This is a genomic window from Deinococcus sp. KSM4-11 (assembly GCF_004801415.1).
In the GTDB taxonomy this organism is placed as follows: Bacteria; Deinococcota; Deinococci; order Deinococcales; family Deinococcaceae; genus Deinococcus.
On sequence record NZ_SSNX01000004.1, the window covers coordinates 246090 to 263469 of the forward strand.

The 17380-nt window shown below is 68.2% G+C and carries 10 protein-coding genes; 5 read left to right on the forward strand and 5 right to left on the reverse strand.

Features of this window, described 5'->3' with window-relative positions; all coding sequences use genetic code 11:
* Positions 1-45 precede the first annotated feature (45 nt).
* The 3 genes from E7T09_RS13460 (at position 46) to E7T09_RS13470 (ending at position 7741) form a co-directional block, all read left to right on the forward strand.
* Entirely contained in the window at positions 46-927 is an 882-nt protein-coding gene (locus E7T09_RS13460; RefSeq protein WP_136389701.1) for a metallophosphoesterase, read from the forward strand.
* A gap of 396 nt (positions 928-1323) precedes the next feature.
* Positions 1324-6180, forward strand: coding sequence for a glutamate synthase-related protein (locus E7T09_RS13465; protein ID WP_136389702.1), 4857 nt, complete (start codon positions 1324-1326; stop codon positions 6178-6180).
* A gap of 94 nt (positions 6181-6274) precedes the next feature.
* Positions 6275-7741: a glutamate synthase subunit beta gene (locus E7T09_RS13470; protein ID WP_136389703.1), complete on the forward strand. Its 1467-nt coding sequence runs from the start codon at positions 6275-6277 to the stop codon at positions 7739-7741.
* A 57-nt stretch (positions 7742-7798) separates the two neighbouring features.
* Here E7T09_RS13470 and E7T09_RS13475 read toward each other — a convergent pair whose 3' ends face one another.
* A complete protein-coding gene (locus tag E7T09_RS13475) occupies positions 7799-8227 on the reverse strand; it encodes an SgcJ/EcaC family oxidoreductase (RefSeq protein WP_136389704.1) in 429 nt (142 codons plus the stop codon).
* A 231-nt stretch (positions 8228-8458) separates the two neighbouring features.
* Here E7T09_RS13475 and E7T09_RS13480 point away from each other — a divergent pair, with 231 nt between their 5' ends.
* Positions 8459-9598 carry an MFS transporter gene (locus E7T09_RS13480; protein ID WP_168734845.1) on the forward strand — a complete coding sequence of 380 codons (1140 nt, stop codon included), beginning with the start codon at positions 8459-8461 and terminating at the stop codon, positions 9596-9598.
* A 30-nt stretch (positions 9599-9628) separates the two neighbouring features.
* Here E7T09_RS13480 and E7T09_RS13485 read toward each other — a convergent pair whose 3' ends face one another.
* The 4 genes from E7T09_RS13485 to E7T09_RS13500 all read right to left on the reverse strand — a co-directional run bounded on the left by E7T09_RS13485 (position 9629) and on the right by E7T09_RS13500 (position 16039).
* Positions 9629-10732: an HD-GYP domain-containing protein gene (locus E7T09_RS13485; RefSeq protein WP_136389706.1), complete on the reverse strand. Its 1104-nt coding sequence runs from the start codon at positions 10730-10732 to the stop codon at positions 9629-9631.
* Positions 10733-10785: 53 nt separating this feature from the next.
* Positions 10786-12024 carry a serine hydroxymethyltransferase gene (gene glyA / locus E7T09_RS13490; RefSeq protein ID WP_136389707.1) on the reverse strand — a complete coding sequence of 413 codons (1239 nt, stop codon included), beginning with the start codon at positions 12022-12024 and terminating at the stop codon, positions 10786-10788.
* Between the two features lie 80 nt (positions 12025-12104).
* Positions 12105-14390, reverse strand: a complete 2286-nt coding sequence (locus E7T09_RS13495; RefSeq protein WP_136389708.1) for a bifunctional diguanylate cyclase/phosphodiesterase — start codon at positions 14388-14390, stop codon at positions 12105-12107.
* A gap of 188 nt (positions 14391-14578) precedes the next feature.
* A complete protein-coding gene (locus E7T09_RS13500) occupies positions 14579-16039 on the reverse strand; it encodes a potassium/proton antiporter (protein WP_136389709.1) in 1461 nt (486 codons plus the stop codon).
* A gap of 293 nt (positions 16040-16332) precedes the next feature.
* Here E7T09_RS13500 and pheS point away from each other — a divergent pair, with 293 nt between their 5' ends.
* Complete coding sequence (gene pheS, locus E7T09_RS13505; protein ID WP_136389831.1) at positions 16333-17352, forward strand: phenylalanine--tRNA ligase subunit alpha; 1020 nt, start codon at positions 16333-16335, stop codon at positions 17350-17352.
* The last annotated feature ends 28 nt before the right edge of the window (positions 17353-17380 follow it).

The following is a 17380-nucleotide window of genomic DNA, read 5'->3' on the forward strand; positions in this document are numbered from 1 at the left end:
ACGACTGGATCATGACCGCCACCGGGCGGTTGCTACCCTGCCTGGATGGAACGCGTTCAGTCTCTCACCCGCCGCCGCCTGCTGCGGGCGCTCGCCGGTGGCGGGGCCGCGCTGATGGCCACCGGTGGCGCCGGGGTGGCCCAGGCCCACACGCTGGAGGTCACGGCGCACACCCGGCCCCTGCGGGGGCTGCGTTCGGCCCTGCGGGTGGCCTTCCTGAGCGACCTGCATTACGGCCTGTATGTGGGCGGCGGTCAGATCCGCCGCTGGGTGGACGCCGCCCTGGCGGCCCGGCCCGATCTGATCCTGCTGGGTGGGGATTACATCGACCAGCGGCTGCGCACGTCGCCACGGCCGCTGATCCGTGAACTGGCGCGCCTGAAGGCCCCGCTGGGGGTGTACGGCGTCTGGGGCAACCACGATTACGGCAGTTTCGGGAAGTTCGCCAGTCCGTACTACGGGCCCGCCCAGGCCGACTGGGCCGCGCGCCGCGCCCAGCTGGCGCAGGATCTGGGTGCCGAGGGGATCACCATCCTGCGGGATCAGGGGGTGGCCGTGCGCAGCGACCTGTATATCGGCGGCGTCGATGACCTGTGGAACGGAACCCCCGACGCCCGGACGGCGCTGGCCGGAGCTGGGCACCTTGCGACGATCCTGCTCAGCCACAATCCGGACGTGCTGCCTGATCTGCCCGTCGCCGCTGGACTGGTGCTCAGCGGGCACACGCATGGAGGTCAGGTACGGCTGCCGCTGATCGGGGCGCCGGTGGTGCCCAGCGCGTTCGGGCAGCGCTACGCGATGGGCTGGGTGCAGGGCGCGCACGGCACGCCGGCCTACGTGAGCCGGGGCCTGGGCACCAGCGGCATTCCCTTCCGGAACCTGTGCCCGCCCGAGCTCACCGTCTTGACCCTGACGCCGGAAGCCTGAACCGCTGTGCAGGCTATTTGGGGGAGAGGGCACCCAAAGGAGCCCGCTGTCTCACTGTCGGTGACCATCTCTGCGTGAGAGAAGGCGGCTCTGGTTCACGTCCTGGCCGGACTTCTTCCTCGCACATCCTCTTCGCGGTCAGTAGAGCGGTTCCTGGCAATCGACAGGAGGAATGGCCAGTGTCTTTTAACGCGAAAACCCGGTCGGAAGCGTCAGTATAGTTGCTTGCAAAAGCAAGTAGTTTTTACGGTGCTGTCGGTCATCCTTCGGCCTGGACGTTATAAACAAGTCTCCGATGTTCCGGCGGAGAAGGTGTACGGTGGACACTGAAGACCTGCTCCGGGCAGGTCGTCCGGATTCACCGCCGGGACGCACACGGTGAGATGGAGCGACGACATGGACATGAACGAACAGCAGACCAGCGGCCCCGTTGCCGGCTCCGTGCCCACCCACAGTGGGGCCAATGCCGCCGAACGCCTGGCCGCCGCCACGCAGGGGCTCTACCCGGCCCGCGAGCACGACGCCTGCGGCGTGGGCTTCGTCGCGCACATCAAGGGCCACAAGAACCACTCGATCATCGAGCGCGGCTTGAAGATCCTCGAGAACCTCGACCATCGCGGCGCGGTCGGCGCGGACGCCCTGATGGGTGACGGTGCCGGCATCCTGATCCAGATCCCGGACGAGTACTACCGCGCGGTCATGCAGGAGCAGGGCGTCACGCTGCCCCCGCCCGGCGACTACGGCGTGGGCATGATCTTCCTGCCCAAGGAGATCGCGTCGCGCCGCGCGTGCGAGCAGGAACTCGAGCGCGCCATCATGGCCGAGGGCCAGCTCGTACTCGGCTGGCGCGATGTGCCGGTCAACGGCGACATGCCCATGAGCCCCACGGTGCGCGAGAAGGAGCCCGTGATCCGGCAGGTGTTCATCGGGGCTGGGGCCGACACCCTGGTGCCGGACGCCCTGGAGCGCAAGCTGTACGTGATCCGCCGCCGTGCCAGCAACGCCATCCGGGCGCTGGCCTTCACGCACGGCGCCGAATACTACGTGCCCTCGATGTCGTGCCGCACGGTGATCTACAAGGGCCTGCTGCTGGCCGACCAGGTGGGCGAGTATTACCTCGACCTGCAGGACACGCGGGTCGTGTCGGCCCTGGCCCTGGTGCACCAGCGTTTCTCCACGAACACCTTCCCCGAGTGGCCGCTGGCGCACCCCTACCGCATGGTTGCGCACAACGGCGAGATCAACACCGTGAAGGGCAACTTCAACTGGATGCGCGCCCGCGAGGGCATCATGGCGAGCCCCGTGCTGGGCGACGACCTGAAGAAGCTCTACCCGATCTCCTTCGAGGGCGAGTCCGACACCGCCACCTTCGACAACGCCCTGGAACTGCTCACCATGGCCGGCTACCCCATGGCGCAGGCCGCGATGATGATGATCCCGGAGGCATGGGAGGGCAACACCCTGATCGGGGATCGCCGCCGCGCGTTCTACGAGTACCACGCCGCCCTGATGGAACCGTGGGACGGCCCGGCCGCCATGGTGTTCACCGACGGCCGACAGGTGGGCGCGACCCTCGACCGCAACGGCCTGCGCCCCGCCCGCTACATCCAGACCCGCGACGACCTGGTGATCCTGGCCTCGGAATCGGGCGTGCTGCCCATCCCGGAAGCGCAGATCGTCAAGAAGTGGCGTCTCCAGCCCGGCAAGATGTTCATGATCGACTTGGAGCAGGGCCGCATCATCGAGGACGACGAACTCAAGACCCAGTTCGCGCAGGCCAAGCCGTACCGCCAGTGGGTGGAGAACACCCGCGTGCCGCTCTCGGATTCCGAGGACACTGGCACCATCGGCGAATTCAGCGAGGCGCTGCTCGACCGCCAGCAGGCCTTCGGGTACTCGCAGGAGGACCTGAAGTTCCTGATGGGCCCCATGGCCCTCACGGGCGAGGAAGGCATCGGCTCGATGGGCAACGACTCGCCGCTGGCGGTGCTGTCGGGCAAGAACAAGCCGCTGTACTCGTACTTCAAGCAGCTCTTCGCGCAGGTCACCAACCCGCCCATCGATCCGATCCGCGAGGCCGTGGTCATGTCGCTGGTGTCCTTCGTGGGACCGCGCCCGAACGTGCTGGACATCAACGCGGTCAACCCGCAGATGCGCCTCCAGGTCGATCAGCCCATCCTGGATTTCGACGACATCGCCCGACTGCGTTCCATCGAGGGCCACACGCGCGGCAAGTTCAAGTCCTACGATCTGGACATCACCTACCCCGCCGAGTGGGGTTCGCGTGGGATCGAGGCGAAGTTGGCGACCATCAACGCGCGCGCCGTGGACGCCATCGAGGCCGGGCACAACGTGATCATCCTGAGTGACCGCACGGTGAACCGCGACCGCGTGGCGATTCCGGCGCTGCTGGCGCTGGCGAGCGTGCACCACCATCTCGTCCGGGCCGGACTGCGCATGAAGACCGGGCTGGTCGTCGAGACCGGTGACGCCCGCGAGGTGCACCACTTCGCCGCGCTGGCCGGCTACGGCGCCGAGGCGATCCACCCGTACTTGGCCCTCGAAACGCTGGCCGACCTGCACCAGGACATCCCCGGCATGCCCGATCTGTCCTCGGTGGGCGCCAAGAAGGCCATCCAGAACTACATCAAGGCGGTCGGCAAGGGCCTGAGCAAGATCATGTCCAAGATGGGCGTGAGCACCTATATGAGCTACTGCGGCGCGCAGCTGTTCGAGGCGATTGGCCTGAAGGAAGACTTCGTGCAGAAGTACTTCTACGGCACCAGCAGCAAGGTCGGCGGTATCGGCATCTTCGAGGTGGCCGAGGAGGCGCTGCGGATGCACCGCGCGGCTTTCAGCGACGATCCGCTGCTGCGCGACAAGCTGGACGCTGGCGGCGAGTACGCGTGGCGCGCACGCGGCGAGGAGCACATGTGGACGCCGGACGCGATTGCCAAGCTGCAACACTCGGTCCGCAGCGGGGAATATTCGACCTTCGAGGAGTACGCGCGGATCATCAACGACCAGAGCCGTCGCCACATGACCCTGCGCGGCCTGTTCGAGTTCCGCACGGACAGCGTGGAGCCCGTGCCGCTGGAAGAAGTGGAACCCGCGACCGAGATCGTGAAGCGCTTCGCCACCGGCGCCATGAGCCTGGGCTCCATCTCGACCGAGGCGCACACCACGCTGGCCGTCGCCATGAACCGCATCGGCGGCAAGAGCAACACCGGCGAGGGCGGGGAAGACCCGGCCCGCTACGAGCGTGAAATGCGCGGCGAGAAGATCGGCCGCGGTGAGACGCTGGGCAGCGTCCTGGGTGTGGGCGCGACCGGCGACAAGCGCGTCGAGATCGACTACCCGCTGGAACCCGGCGACTCGCTGCGCTCCAAGATCAAGCAGGTCGCCTCGGGCCGCTTCGGCGTCACCACCGGCTACCTGACCTCGGCCGACCAGATCCAGATCAAGATGGCGCAGGGCGCCAAGCCCGGCGAGGGCGGCCAGCTCCCCGGCGGCAAGGTCAGCGAGTACATCGGCTTTCTGCGCCACTCGGTGCCGGGCGTGGGCCTCATCTCGCCGCCGCCGCACCACGACATCTACTCCATCGAGGATCTCAAGCAGCTCATCCACGACCTCAAGAACGTGAACCCCCGCGCGGACATCTCGGTCAAGCTGGTGTCGGAGGTCGGCGTGGGCACCATCGCGGCGGGCGTGGCGAAGTGCAAGGCCGACCACATCGTGATCGCCGGGCACGACGGCGGCACCGGCGCGAGCCCGTGGAGCAGCATCAAGCACGCGGGCACGCCGTGGGAACTGGGCCTGGCGGAAACGCAGCAGACGCTGGTGCTCAACAGATTGCGCGACCGCGTGCGCGTGCAGACCGACGGGCAGCTCAAGACCGGCCGGGACGTCGTGATCGCCGCGCTGCTCGGGGCCGACGAGTTCGGCTTCGCCACCGCGCCGCTGGTCGCGGAGGGCTGCATCATGATGCGCAAGTGTCACCTGAACACCTGCCCGGTCGGCGTGGCCACGCAGGATCCGGTGCTGCGCGCCCGCTTCCAGGGCAAGCCCGAGCATGTCATCAACTTCTTCTTCTTCATCGCCGAAGAGGCCCGCAAGATCATGGCCTCGCTGGGCATCCGTACCTTCGATGAGCTGACCGGCCGCAGCGACCTGCTCGACACCAAAAAGGGCATCGAGCACTGGAAGGCGCAGGGCCTGGACTTCTCGCGCGTGTTCTACCGCCCGGAGCTGCCGGACGATGTGGGCACCCGCCACCTCCAGACGCAGGACCATGGCCTCGACCGGGCACTCGACCTGAAGCTGATCGAGAAGTGCCGCCCTGCCATCGAGAAGGGCGAACGGGTGCACTTCCTGCAGGACGTACGCAACGTCAACCGCTCGGTCGGCGCGATGCTGTCGGGCGAGCTGATCCGCGCGCGTCCCGAGGGCCTTCCCGACAACACCGTGCATATCCAGATGGAGGGCACGGCCGGACAGTCCTTCGGCGCGTTCCTCGCACCCGGCCTGACCCTGTACCTGATCGGCGACGCCAACGATTACACCGGCAAGGGTCTCTCGGGCGGCCGGATCGTGGTGCGTCCCACCATCGAGTTCCGGGGCAAGGCCGAGGAGAACATCATCGTCGGCAACACCGTGCTCTACGGCGCGACCAGCGGCGAGGCCTTCTTCCGGGGTGTGGCCGGAGAGCGGTTCGGCGTGCGGCTCTCGGGCGCGCAGGCGGTCGTTGAGGGCACCGGCGACCACGGCTGCGAGTACATGACCGGCGGCACGGTGGTCGTGCTCGGCAAGACCGGCCGCAACTTCGCGGCGGGCATGTCGGGCGGCGTGGCCTACGTGTACGACGTGGACGGCCAGTTCGAGAAACGCTGCAACCTGAGCATGGTCAGCCTCGCGCGCGTCCAGCCCGAAGACGAGCAGCTCCACAGCCTTGCCGTGTTGGGGGCCGATCGGCGCGCCCTGCACGGCGGCCAGAGTGACGAGGCCCAGCTGAGGTACCTGATCGAGGAACACCACCGTTACACCGGCTCGCAGCGCGCTGGCGAGATCCTCGACGACTGGGGCGCGGCGCTGGGCAAGTTCATCAAGGTCTTCCCGCTCGAATACCAGCGCGCTCTGAAGGAACACGCGGCCGCTCCCGCCCGTCCCGAGGAAGGCACCGTGAAGGCCGCCGACACGACCAGCATGAAGGTCAAGACCGGCAAGAAGGGCGGCCAGGGCACGCTGACGAAGTAAGGAGCCGACAGCGGAGGGCCCTCAGGGCAGAGGGTCACTTCGCTCCCGCCGCCCGACCATCACGCCCGCTTTCCAGTTCATCCCCGGAGTCCCCATGAGCAAGATCACCGGTTTTCTCGAGCAACCCCGCATCAAGGAGAAGTACGCCCAGCCGACCGCGCGCCTCAAGCACTACCGCGAGTTCGTGGAGCCGCTGGCGGGCGAGATGGCGCGCAAGCAGGCGGTGCGCTGCATGGACTGCGGCATTCCGTTCTGCAACAACGGCTGTCCGGTCAACAACATCATCCCGGACTTCAACAACCTGGTGTACCAGGACGACTGGCGCTCGGCGCTGGACACGCTGCACTCCACCAACAACTTCCCGGAGTTCACGGGCCGCATCTGCCCCGCTCCCTGCGAGGCGGCGTGCACGTTGAACATCAACGACGATCCGGTGGGCATCAAGTCCATCGAACTGGCGATCATCGAACGCGGCTGGCAGGAGGGCTGGGTCATGCCGCAACCGCCCGAGGTGAGGACTGGCAAGACGGTCGCCGTGGTCGGCAGCGGCCCCGCCGGGCTGGCCGCCGCGCAGCAGCTTGCGCGGGCCGGGCACGACGTGACGGTGTTCGAGAAGAACGACCGCATCGGCGGCCTGATGCGCTACGGCATTCCTGACTTCAAGATGGAAAAGAGCCACATCGACCGCCGCGTGGCGCAGATGGAGGCCGAGGGTGTGACCTTCCGCACGGGCGTGGTCGTGGGCGACTGGCCCCGGGACAGCAAGGTCACGAACCTCAGCAGGCAGAGCGTGAAGCCCGCCGACTTGCGCGCCGAATTCGACGCCGTGCTGCTCGCCGGCGGCGCGGAGCAGCCTCGCGACCTGCCCGCACCAGGCCGCGACCTGGACGGCATTCACTTCGCCATGGAGTTCCTGCCCAACCAGAACCGCGTGAACGCCGGCGACAAGCTGAGAAAGCAGATCCGCGCGGACGGCAAGAAGGTCGTCGTGATCGGCGGGGGCGACACCGGCAGTGACTGCGTGGGCACCAGCAACCGTCACGGCGCCACCAGCGTCACGCAGTTCGAGGTGATGCCCCAGCCGCCCGAGCAGGAGAACAAGCCCCTGGTATGGCCGTACTGGCCGCTGAAACTCCGCACCAGCAGCAGCCACGAGGAAGGGGCCGTGCGCGAGTTCGCCATCGCCACCAAGGAATTCATCGGCAAGGGCGGCAAGGTCACCGGCGTCAAGACCGTCCGCATCGAACTCGTGAACGGCAAGCTCGAAGAGGTGCCCGGCAGCGAGGAGATCCACGAGGCCGACCTGATCCTGCTCGCCATGGGCTTCACCAACCCCATGGGCAGCGTGCTCGACTCCTTCGGCGTGACCAAGGATGCCCGTGGCAACGCCCAGGCTGGAACCGACGAGGGCAGCGGCTACGCCACCAGCGTCGAGGGCCTGTACGCCGCCGGAGACATGCGCCGGGGCCAGAGTCTGGTCGTGTGGGCCATCCGTGAAGGCCGCCAGGCGGCACGGGCCATCGACCAATACCTGATGGGCACCAGCGTCCTGCCGCGCTGAGCCGTCTTCTCACCGGCGGGTGGCCCACCAGAGCGGGGCCACCCGCCAGCGCCCTGATCACACCGGGCGTTGAAGACTGACCTTCCCTGTCTCGAACTGCGCGGGGGCGCTGCTGTGCTCATGCTGGATCAGCCACCGGTCTCCCTCAGGCACCAGGGTCATCGACACGCGGTTGTTCATGGCGCGCAGGCGTTCCCCGCTGGCGCTCTGACCCGTGTATGTCACGAAGGCGTGCACAAGGGCCAGTTCCGGCGTGGCGGTGCTGCGGACGTTGTCGAAGGTGACCTCCACGCGCCCGTCTCCCAGGCTGCCGAACCAGCCCTCGACCATGCCGCGCCACGCGTCCCGGCCGTCGTACAGCCACGATTCCCACATGTCGTACACCGTCACGTCGGGGTGGTACAGGGCGAGCAGGGCGTCCACGTCACGGGCGTAGACGGCGGTGGCGTAGGCGTCGAGAATCTGGACGGGCGTGTCTGGAGTCATTGTACGCATCACTGTACATCTGAATTACGCCCTGGGATAAATCTGGGGTGGTAATTACTATTCTGGGGGAATGCGGCTGCCATCATCACGTCACCAATCCGACCACCCGATGCGCCACTGGCCCCGCGAACCCCGGCCCGACCGCTCGCATCCCGTGAGTCTGACGAACGTGATCCGGTAACGTACAGCATGACCTCACCGGCCAGCCCACCACGGGCCAGAGTCGCCACTATGGCGGCCTTCTTCATCAACGGCGCGGCGATGGCCACGTGGGCGGCGAACATCCCGTCGGTGCGGGAACACCTGCACCTGAGTGAACCGGCGCTGGGGCTGGTCCTGGTGGCCCTGGCGGTGGGGTGTGTGCTGGCGCTTGCGCTGGCTGGGCGGCTGAGTGCGCGTTTCGGGAGTCGGGTGCTGACTACAGCCTCGGCGGTGGCCGTGGTGCCGCTGCTTCCCGCCTTGATCGCCGCGCCGAGCGTGCCGCTTCTGGTCGCGACGCTGTTCGTGTTCGGGGTGGGCGTGAGCCTGATGGACGTGGCCATGAACGCGCACGGCGTCCTGGTCGAGGGGCAGCTCCGGCGCCCGGTCATGTCGTCGCTGCACGCGATGTGGAGCGCGGGATCGCTGGCCGGTGCGGGCGGCGCGTCGCTGCTGCTGCGCGCCGGATGGGCACCCCTGTCGTACGCGCTGCTCGTGGCCGGGGTGCTGGCGGTACTGGGCCTCCTGGCCCTGCCGCGGCTGCTGCCGGCCGCGCTGGATCGGGGCCGCGCCCAGGACGGGCCGACGTTCGTGCTGCCGTCCGGGGTCTTGCTGGGCGTGTCGGTCCTGGTGCTGCTGGCCTACGTGGCCGAGGGCGCCGTCGCCGACTGGAGCGCCGTGTACCTCCGTGATGCCCTGCACGCGGACCGGGGCGTTGCGGTCGGCGGGTTCGTGGCCTTCAACGTGGCCATGTTGACCGCGCGGCTGGTGGGCGACCGGTTGCGTGCGTGGATGAGCGCCGTGACGCTCCTGCGCACCTCCGGCCTGCTCGCGGCGGTCGGGATGGTGCTGGCCCTGCTGGCGCCGGTGCCGGCGCTGGCCTTCCTGGGTTTCGCGCTGTGCGGCTTCGGGTTCTCGAACGTGGTGCCGGTCATGTTCAGCGCGGCCGGCGCGGTACCCGGTATACCGGCAGCGACAGCAGTGGCCGCCGCGGCCGGGGCGGGGTACGTCGGGTTCCTGGTCGGGCCGCCGCTGATCGGGGGACTGGCGGGCGCGGTGTCCCTGCGGGTCGCGTTGCTGCTGGTCGTGGTGTTCGCCGCATTGATCGCCGCGTTCGCTGGGGTGGTGGGCCGCAGCCGCGTGATCCCCGCCACATCCGTCACCGGGGGGTGAGCGGTTCCGCCGGGCACCCGCGCTGGTGGCTCAGGCCTGGGCGGTTTCGTTGGCCAGGGTATCGAGGAAGGCGTCCACGACCTGCGGGTCGAAGTGCGTGCCGCTCCCCGCGCGGATCTCGACGAGCGTTTCGTTGAGCGGCCACGCGGGTTTGTACGGCCGGACGTGCATCAGCGCGTCGTAGACATCGCACACCGCGAAAATCCGGGCGGGTAGTGGGATGTCCTCGCCGCTCAGGCCCGCGGGATAGCCCGTGCCGTCCCAGCGTTCATGGTGGTGGGCGATCACGTCCAGGGCGGCCCCCGGCAGGAACGGCAGTTGCTGGGCGAGGTTCATGCCCGCCTGAACGTGCTCCTGCATGCGGGCCCACATGGGCGCTGTGAGGGGGCCGGGGTGGCCGAGGATCGCGTCCGGGATGGTGACCTTGCCGATATCGTGCAGGTACGCACCCCAGCGCAGGGCCCGCAGTTCCGGGCCGTGCAGGCCCAGCGTGGCGGCTATCCAGGTGGCCAGGCTGGTCACGCGATCCGTGTGCCCGCTGGTTTCGGCGTCGCGGGCTTCCAGGCACAGGCCCAGGGCCCGCAGGGCGTCCTCCTGCGCGGCGCGTTCACGTTCCTCGGCGTCCAGCCGGGCGGCCAGCAGGCAGAGCAGGCCGGTGACATTGCTCACCAGCGTGCACTCGTCGGGAGTCCAGTCGTGCTGGGCGAAGGTGTGGGCGAGCACCGTGCCGACCAGATGGCCGTCGCGGCCCCGGATGGGCGCGGCGATCAGGGACTGCACGCCCAGCTCGGAAAACCCGGCCGTGCTGGGATCCAGGCGGGTGTCTGGGAAGAACAGCACGCCAGGAGCGTGTTGCAGGGCGCCGATGAGGGGCAGCTGGCGCGGTAGGCCATGGGCGAGCAGGGCCGCCATCCTGGCGCCCTGGGGCATCTCGCCGCTGGCGGCGCGGGCGTGGTACGCCAGCGTCTGATCCCGCCACTGGAAATATCCGGAGCCGACGGCGGCCGTGTGCGCGATCAGGCTGTCCAGCACGGGTTGCATGGCGCTCCCGAGCTCCGGCGCGTTCAGCCCCAGTCGGGTCAGCTCCAGGGTGAGGTCACTGCCAGGGGTGTTGGACGCCATCGGAGTACTCATGGTCACTCAGCGTACCGGCTTCTGTCCGCGTGAAGTGCGGACATTCGGCCCGTTCAGGGCAGCGGGAAGCTGCTCGCAAAGCCATGAACCTCATCCTTGACGTCCTGCTCGTGCAGCGCCCGATCGATCAGGTCAGCGATCCGGGGCATGTCGGTTTCCCTCATGCCGCGGGTGGTCACGGCCGGGGTGCCGATGCGGATGCCGCCCCCATGCATGATCTTCTCGGTGTCGTACGGCAGCGTGCTCTTGCTGATGGTGATGTGGTTGGCGTCCAGGCGCCGGGTGGCCTTGGTGCCGTTCAGGCCCTGCGGCCGCAGGTCGAGCACGAACAGGTGGTTGTCCGTGCCGCCCGACACCACCCGGTAGCCCTTGTCCTGGAAGGCCCCGGCGAGCGCCTGCGCGTTGGCGATGATCTGCGCGGCGTAGGTCTTGAACTCCGGGCGCAGCGCCTCCCCGAAGGCCACGGCCTTGGCAGCGATCACGTGCTCCAGCGGTCCCCCCTGGTAGCCGGGGAACACGGCCCGGTCGAGTTTCGCGCCGACGTCGGGGTCGTTGCTCAGGATGATCCCGCCGCGCGGGCCGCGCAGGGTCTTGTGGGTGGTACTGGCGACCACGTGCGCGTGTGGCAGCGCGTTCGGGTGCACGTCCGCCGCAATCAGGCCCGCGATGTGCGCGATGTCGGCGAACAGGATCGCCCCGACCTCGTCCGCGATGGCGCGGAAGGCCGCGAAATCGATGATCCGCGAATACGCGCTCGCCCCCGCGATGATCATCTTCGGCCGGTGCTCGTGCGCGAGGCGGCGCACCTCGTCCAGATCGATCCGCTCGGTCTCCGGATTTACCTTGTACCCGACGATGTGATAGCGCAGGCCCGAGAAGTTCACGGGGTTGCCGTGCGTCAGGTGCCCGCCGTGCGAGAGATCCATGCCGAGCACCGTGTCGCCGGGTTCGATCAGGGCGTTGTACACCGCGAGGTTCGCGCTGCTGCCCGAGTGCGGCTGCACGTTCGCCCACGCCGCCCCGAACAGTTCCTTCACGCGGTCGATGGCAATCTGCTCGACCTGATCCACGACCTCGCATCCGCCATACCAGCGCTTGCCGGGGTAGCCCTCCGCGTACTTGTTGGTCAGAACCGAGCCCTGCGCCTCGCGCACCGCGGCCGACGTGAAGTTCTCGGAGGCGATCAGTTCAAGACCGTGGAGCTGCCGGTCGTGCTCACGGTCGATCAGGTCGAAGATGGCCGTGTCACGTGCGGCCGTGACCGGGGGCGCGGGGTTCTCGGCAGTCGTCATGGCTCCACGGTAACACCCCCACTCGGGCGGCCGGGCGGGCGTGTCTTTGCAGGGCAGACGACGGGGAGGGTCGCTGGCTGTCAGGCGTGGTGGGCGCTGAAGCTGCTGCTCAGTTCCGGCAGGGGCGTGATCTCCGGCGGCTGTGCGTGGCCGATCCAGTAGCCCTGCAAGGCGTCCACCCCCAGGTTCTGGAGCAGCTGCGCCTGCATGGAGGTCTCCACGCCCTCGGCCACCACGCGCAGCGCCAGGGCCTGTCCCAGCGCCACGATCGCCTGAACCACGGTGTACGCCGCCTGCGCCTGCGCACTGCCGGGCCCGCCGACCCCCAGTTCGTGCGTGAAGGCCCGGTCAATCTTCAGGGTCGTGATCGGCAGCCGCAGCAGCGCCGACAGGGACGACTGCCCCACCCCGAAGTCGTCGATGGCCACGTGAACGCCCAGGTCGAGCAGGGCGCGCAACGTCTCGCGGGCCTGAACCTCGTTCTCGACCAGCAGCCGCTCGGTGACCTCCAGCTCCAGCGCCTGCGGCCGCACGCCGTGGCGGGACAGGGACGCCTTCAGGCCCGGCAGGAAGTCCGCGCGCACCAGATGCGGCGGGCTGATGTTCACCGCCACCTGCCGGTCCGGGAACTGTGGCAGCCACAGCGCCAGCTGCCGGCACGCCTCGTCGATGACCCAGTTGTCCAGCGCGACCATCAGTCCGGCCGTCTCCGCGATGGGCACGAACTCACCCGGCGACACCGGCCCGAGTTCCGGATCGGTCCAGCGCAGCAGCGCCTCGAACCGCCGCTGCTGGCCGTCCTGATCGCGCTGCGGCTGGTAGTGCAGACTCAGTTCGTCGCGCTCCAGCACGCCGCGCAGGCGCGTCTCGATCAGGATCCGGCGGGCCGCGAGCTGGTCGTGCACGCCCGGCGTATACAGGCTCAGGGCGTTCTTGCCGGTGCGTTTGACCTCGTACATCGCCTGATCCGCCCATCTGAGCAGCGCGGCCGGGTCACGTTCCTGCGGTGTGGAGAGCGCGCCCCCGACCGACGCCGTGATCTGGAGGCGTTGCCCGGACAGGGTCACGGATTCCCGCAGGGCCAGCACCACCCGCTCGCACAGGGCCTGCAGGGTGGCCGTGGTGGCCGGCGCGAGCACGACCACGAACTCGTCCCCACCCAGCCGGATGCAGGGATGCCCCGTTCCTGCCGCCTGGCACAGCCTCCGCGCGACCTCCTGCAGGAACTGGTCGCCCACGCGGTGCCCCAGGGCGTCGTTCACGAACTTGAAGTCATCCAGATCCACGAACAGCAGCCCGACCTCGTCGTCGCCGGCCAGCGCGCCGCGCAGGATCGCGTCGAGCTGCACGCGGTTTCCCAGCCCGGTCAGGGGATCGTGGTGGGCCTGGTGGTGCAGCAGCGCCCGTTGATCCTGGATTTCCCCCAGCGCCAGGGTCTGCCGCGCCGCGACCAGCAGCGCTACCACGAAGGTCGCCGTGAGGGCTCCCAGACCCTCCAGCGTGTCCCGTTCGCTCAGGCAGATCAGCAGCGCGAAACTGCCCAGCAGCGCCACGTACGGAGCGAGGCGGGTGTGCATGCTCAGGAGGCGCGCGTCGGTTCGTGTGCGGTCTGGGCGGTGTGCCGCCTGCCACGCCGCGCCAGCGAACACCAGCGCGGCCAGCGGCCACAGCGCGTCTGGCCAGTCGGTGCCGGTATACGTGCCCTGCGCGCTCATGACCGAGAAGCCCAGATCCGCCGCCAGAAACACCAGGATTCCCAGGGCCAGCAGCCACGTCCCGCCGGGCGCGCCCTCGCGGCTGCGCCAGCCCTGCGCGAGCAGCAGGCCCAGCACCAGCAGATCGGCCAGCGGATACGTACTGGACACCACGCTGGGGAGCATGTCGATCCCCGGTTGCAGCAGCGCTGGAGCGACCTGGAAGTACCACACGTACCCGCCCAGACTCACCATCAGGGCCGCGACATCCAGTTTGGCGGCCATGCCCGGCAGGGACGGCCAGCGCCGCTCGAAGCGCAGCAGGGCCAGCAGGAAGCAGGTGGGCAGCGCCAGGAACAGCGGATCGACCGGCGACGGCACGGGCAGCGGCTGGGGCAGCAGGGTGAACAGCCACTGTCCCGCCCCCCACAGCAGCGTGCCGAGCCCCACGAGTCGCCACGCGCGAACCTCCACGGTGCGCGAGGCCAGCGCCACGATCAGGGCGCCGCTCCCCACGAACACGGGTACCTCCAGCAGGCCGGTTGGAATGGCTCCCAGGACGGACGGCCCCAGTCCCAGCAGCTGCGCGAGCTGCAGGGCACACAGAGCGCCGAGTCCCAGCAGGGCCAGCAGCGGGCTGGGCAGACGAACAGATCGGGCGGGAGTCCTCATCGCCCTCAGGCTAAGCAGGAGGTTCTGAGTAATTTCTTACGTTCCAGACGCACAAATCCCCCCACTGGTACCGCCCGGCGGGGGGGATCTTGTCGAAGCCAGACGTGCCTGCCGGGTCAGTAGGAGGCATGGGGAGTGATATTCACTTGCCAGTCCGGCATTGTTCTCCCGCTCTGCCTCGTTCCTTGTCAGGCCGTTCCCAGCCGCTCCCGTACCGCCCGCAGCGCGTCCCCTTCCGCGAGCACCAGGACACTGTCACCGGCCAGCAACTGGGTCGCGCCCTTGGGAATCAGGAACTCGCCGGCACGGTGCACCAGGATCAGCAGCGCCTCAGGCGGCAATCTCAGATCCACGATGCGCTGCCCGGCCGCCTCGCTCCCGGCCCTCACCTCGACCTCCACCATGCCGTTCTTGCCCTGCCCGGTCGGCGTGTACGCGATCGGGTAGGTCGGTGCGGGCGGCATGTTCTCGCGCACGTGCAGCCAGCGGGCCACCAGCGTCAGGGTGGTGCCCTGCAGGAGGACGCTGGTGAGCACGATGAAGAACACGATATTGAAGAGCGTCTGCGCCTGCGGCACGTGCGCCAGCAGCGGGAAGGTCGCCAGGACGATCGGCACCGCGCCGCGCAGGCCCACCCACGCCACCATGCCCTTCTCGTTGGCGGGCATCTTCGCGTTCGCCAGGCTCAGGTACACGCTCAGCGGCCGGGCCAGGAAGACCAGCACCAGCGCGCACGCCAGCGCCAACCCCGCCGTGGGCAGCAGGTCGTGCGGATTCACCAGCAGCCCCAGCGTCAGGAACATGGCCACCTGCATCAGCCACGACAGGCCATCATGGAAGTTCACGAGACTGCGCTTGTGGATGAACTCCGCGTTGCCCAGGATCACGCCCGCGATGTAGATCGCCAGGAACCCGCTGCCGCCCGCCACGGCCGCCCCACCGAAGATCGTGAGCGCCAGCGCGATACTCAGCACCGAATACAGACCCTCGAACTGGAGCTGCACGTGGTTGATGATCCACAGCGCCGCTCGGCCCAGTGCGTAGCCGACCAGCGCCCCGATCAGCATCTCCTCCAGGAACAGCGGCACGATGCTCAGCACCCCCGCTTCCGGGTGCGCGATCAGTTCCAGCAGGCCCACCGTGAGAAAGACCGCCATCGGGTCGTTCCCGCCGGACTCGAATTCCAGCAGCGGCGTCACGTCCCCCTTCAGGCCCAGCTTGCGTTCCTTCAGGACGCTGAACACGGCGCTGGCATCGGTGCTGCTCACGATGGCGCCCAGCAGCCACGCCACCAGCCACGGAAATCCGAATGCGAAATGCGTGAAGGCCGCCATGATGCCCGCCGTACCCAGCACGCCCAGCGTCGCCAGACTCAGGCCCCGGCGCACCACCGGCCGGGTCTGCACCCAGTTCGTATCCAGGCCGCCCTGAAACAGGATGAAACACAGGGCCAGGGTTCCGATCGCCTGACTCAGACGGTAATTGTGGAACTGAATGCCCAGGCCGTCCGACCCGAACAACATGCCCACGCCCAGAAACAGCAGCAGCCCCGGAATGCCCAGCCGCCCACCCACCCGGCTTACACCCAGACTGACCAGCAGCAGCACCCCCGCCGCCAGCAACACCAGTTCCACACTTACCTCACCCATGAGGTCATGGTGGCACGCGCCCAGACGTAGAAAACAGGGCGGGTACCCTCCAGGCACACCGGCGGCCTGAACATGAACGCAACTTAAACATCCGCCATCACGCGGAGGGTCAAGCGATCCCGATCTGCTACCTTGATCTGCATGACGCCCCGATCCGGTACACTTTCGCCGTTTCCCCGCTCCGGGGTTCCGCTCGCCTGATACAGGCGCAGCGCGTCACCCCGCCCACGCCAGGGCGGGGTTTTTTCATGACCAGTTGTTCACGACCAGGAGACCGTATGACCGACACCCCCATGCCGCACGAAGCCATTCCCGAGATCCACGCCGCCCAGACCCTTGACGACCTCCAGGCCGTCAAGACCCGATACGTCGGCAAGAGTGGCAGCGTGACCCGCGAACTCGGCGCCCTGGGCAAACTCCCTCCGGAGGAACGCAAGGCGCGCGGCGCGGAGATCAACGCCATCCGGCAGGCCATCCAGACCGCCCTCGACGAACGCGAGGCCACCCTGAAACGTGCCGCCCTCGACGCCAAACTCGCTAGTGAGGCCATCGACGTCACCCTGCCCGGCCTTCCGCTCCCCGCCGGCGGGCTGCACCCCATCAACCGCGTGTACGACGACCTTACCGCCATCTACGAACGCATGGGGTACACCGTCGTCGAAGGCCCCGAAGTCGAGGACGAACACCACAACTTCGAGGCCCTGAACGTCCCGTGGTACCACCCCGCCCGCGACCTCCAGGACACCTTCTGGCTCGAAGACGGCCGCCTGCTGCGCACCCACACCAGCCCCATGCAGGTGCGCTACATGGTCGACCACGAACCACCCCTGAAGATCGTCGCACGCGGGAAGGTCTACCGCTACGAGGCCACCGACGCCACCCACGAGGCCATGTTCCACCAGCTCGAAGGCCTCGTCGTCGGCGACAACATCAGCATGGCCGACCTCAAAGGCACCATTGCCGAGATGGCACGCGGCCTGTACGGCGCCACCGCCAAAGTCCGCTTCCAGCCCAGCTACTACCCCTTCACCGAACCCGGTGCCGACTTCGCCGTGTACTGGGACAACCCGCGCGGCGAGAGCAAATGGCTGGAGCTGGGCGGCTGCGGCATGGTGCATCCGAACGTCTTCCGCGCCGTGGACGACCTGCGCGAGGCGGCGGGCAAGGCGCGCGTCTACGAGGGCAAGACCGGTTTTGCCTTCGGCCTAGGGCCAGAGCGGATTGCCATGCTCAAGTACAAGATTCCCGACATCCGCTACTTCTACGCCAACGATCCGAGGGTGATCGGGCAGTTCCGGGGGGAATTGGGGTAAGTGGGAATGACTTGGGAGGAGATGGACA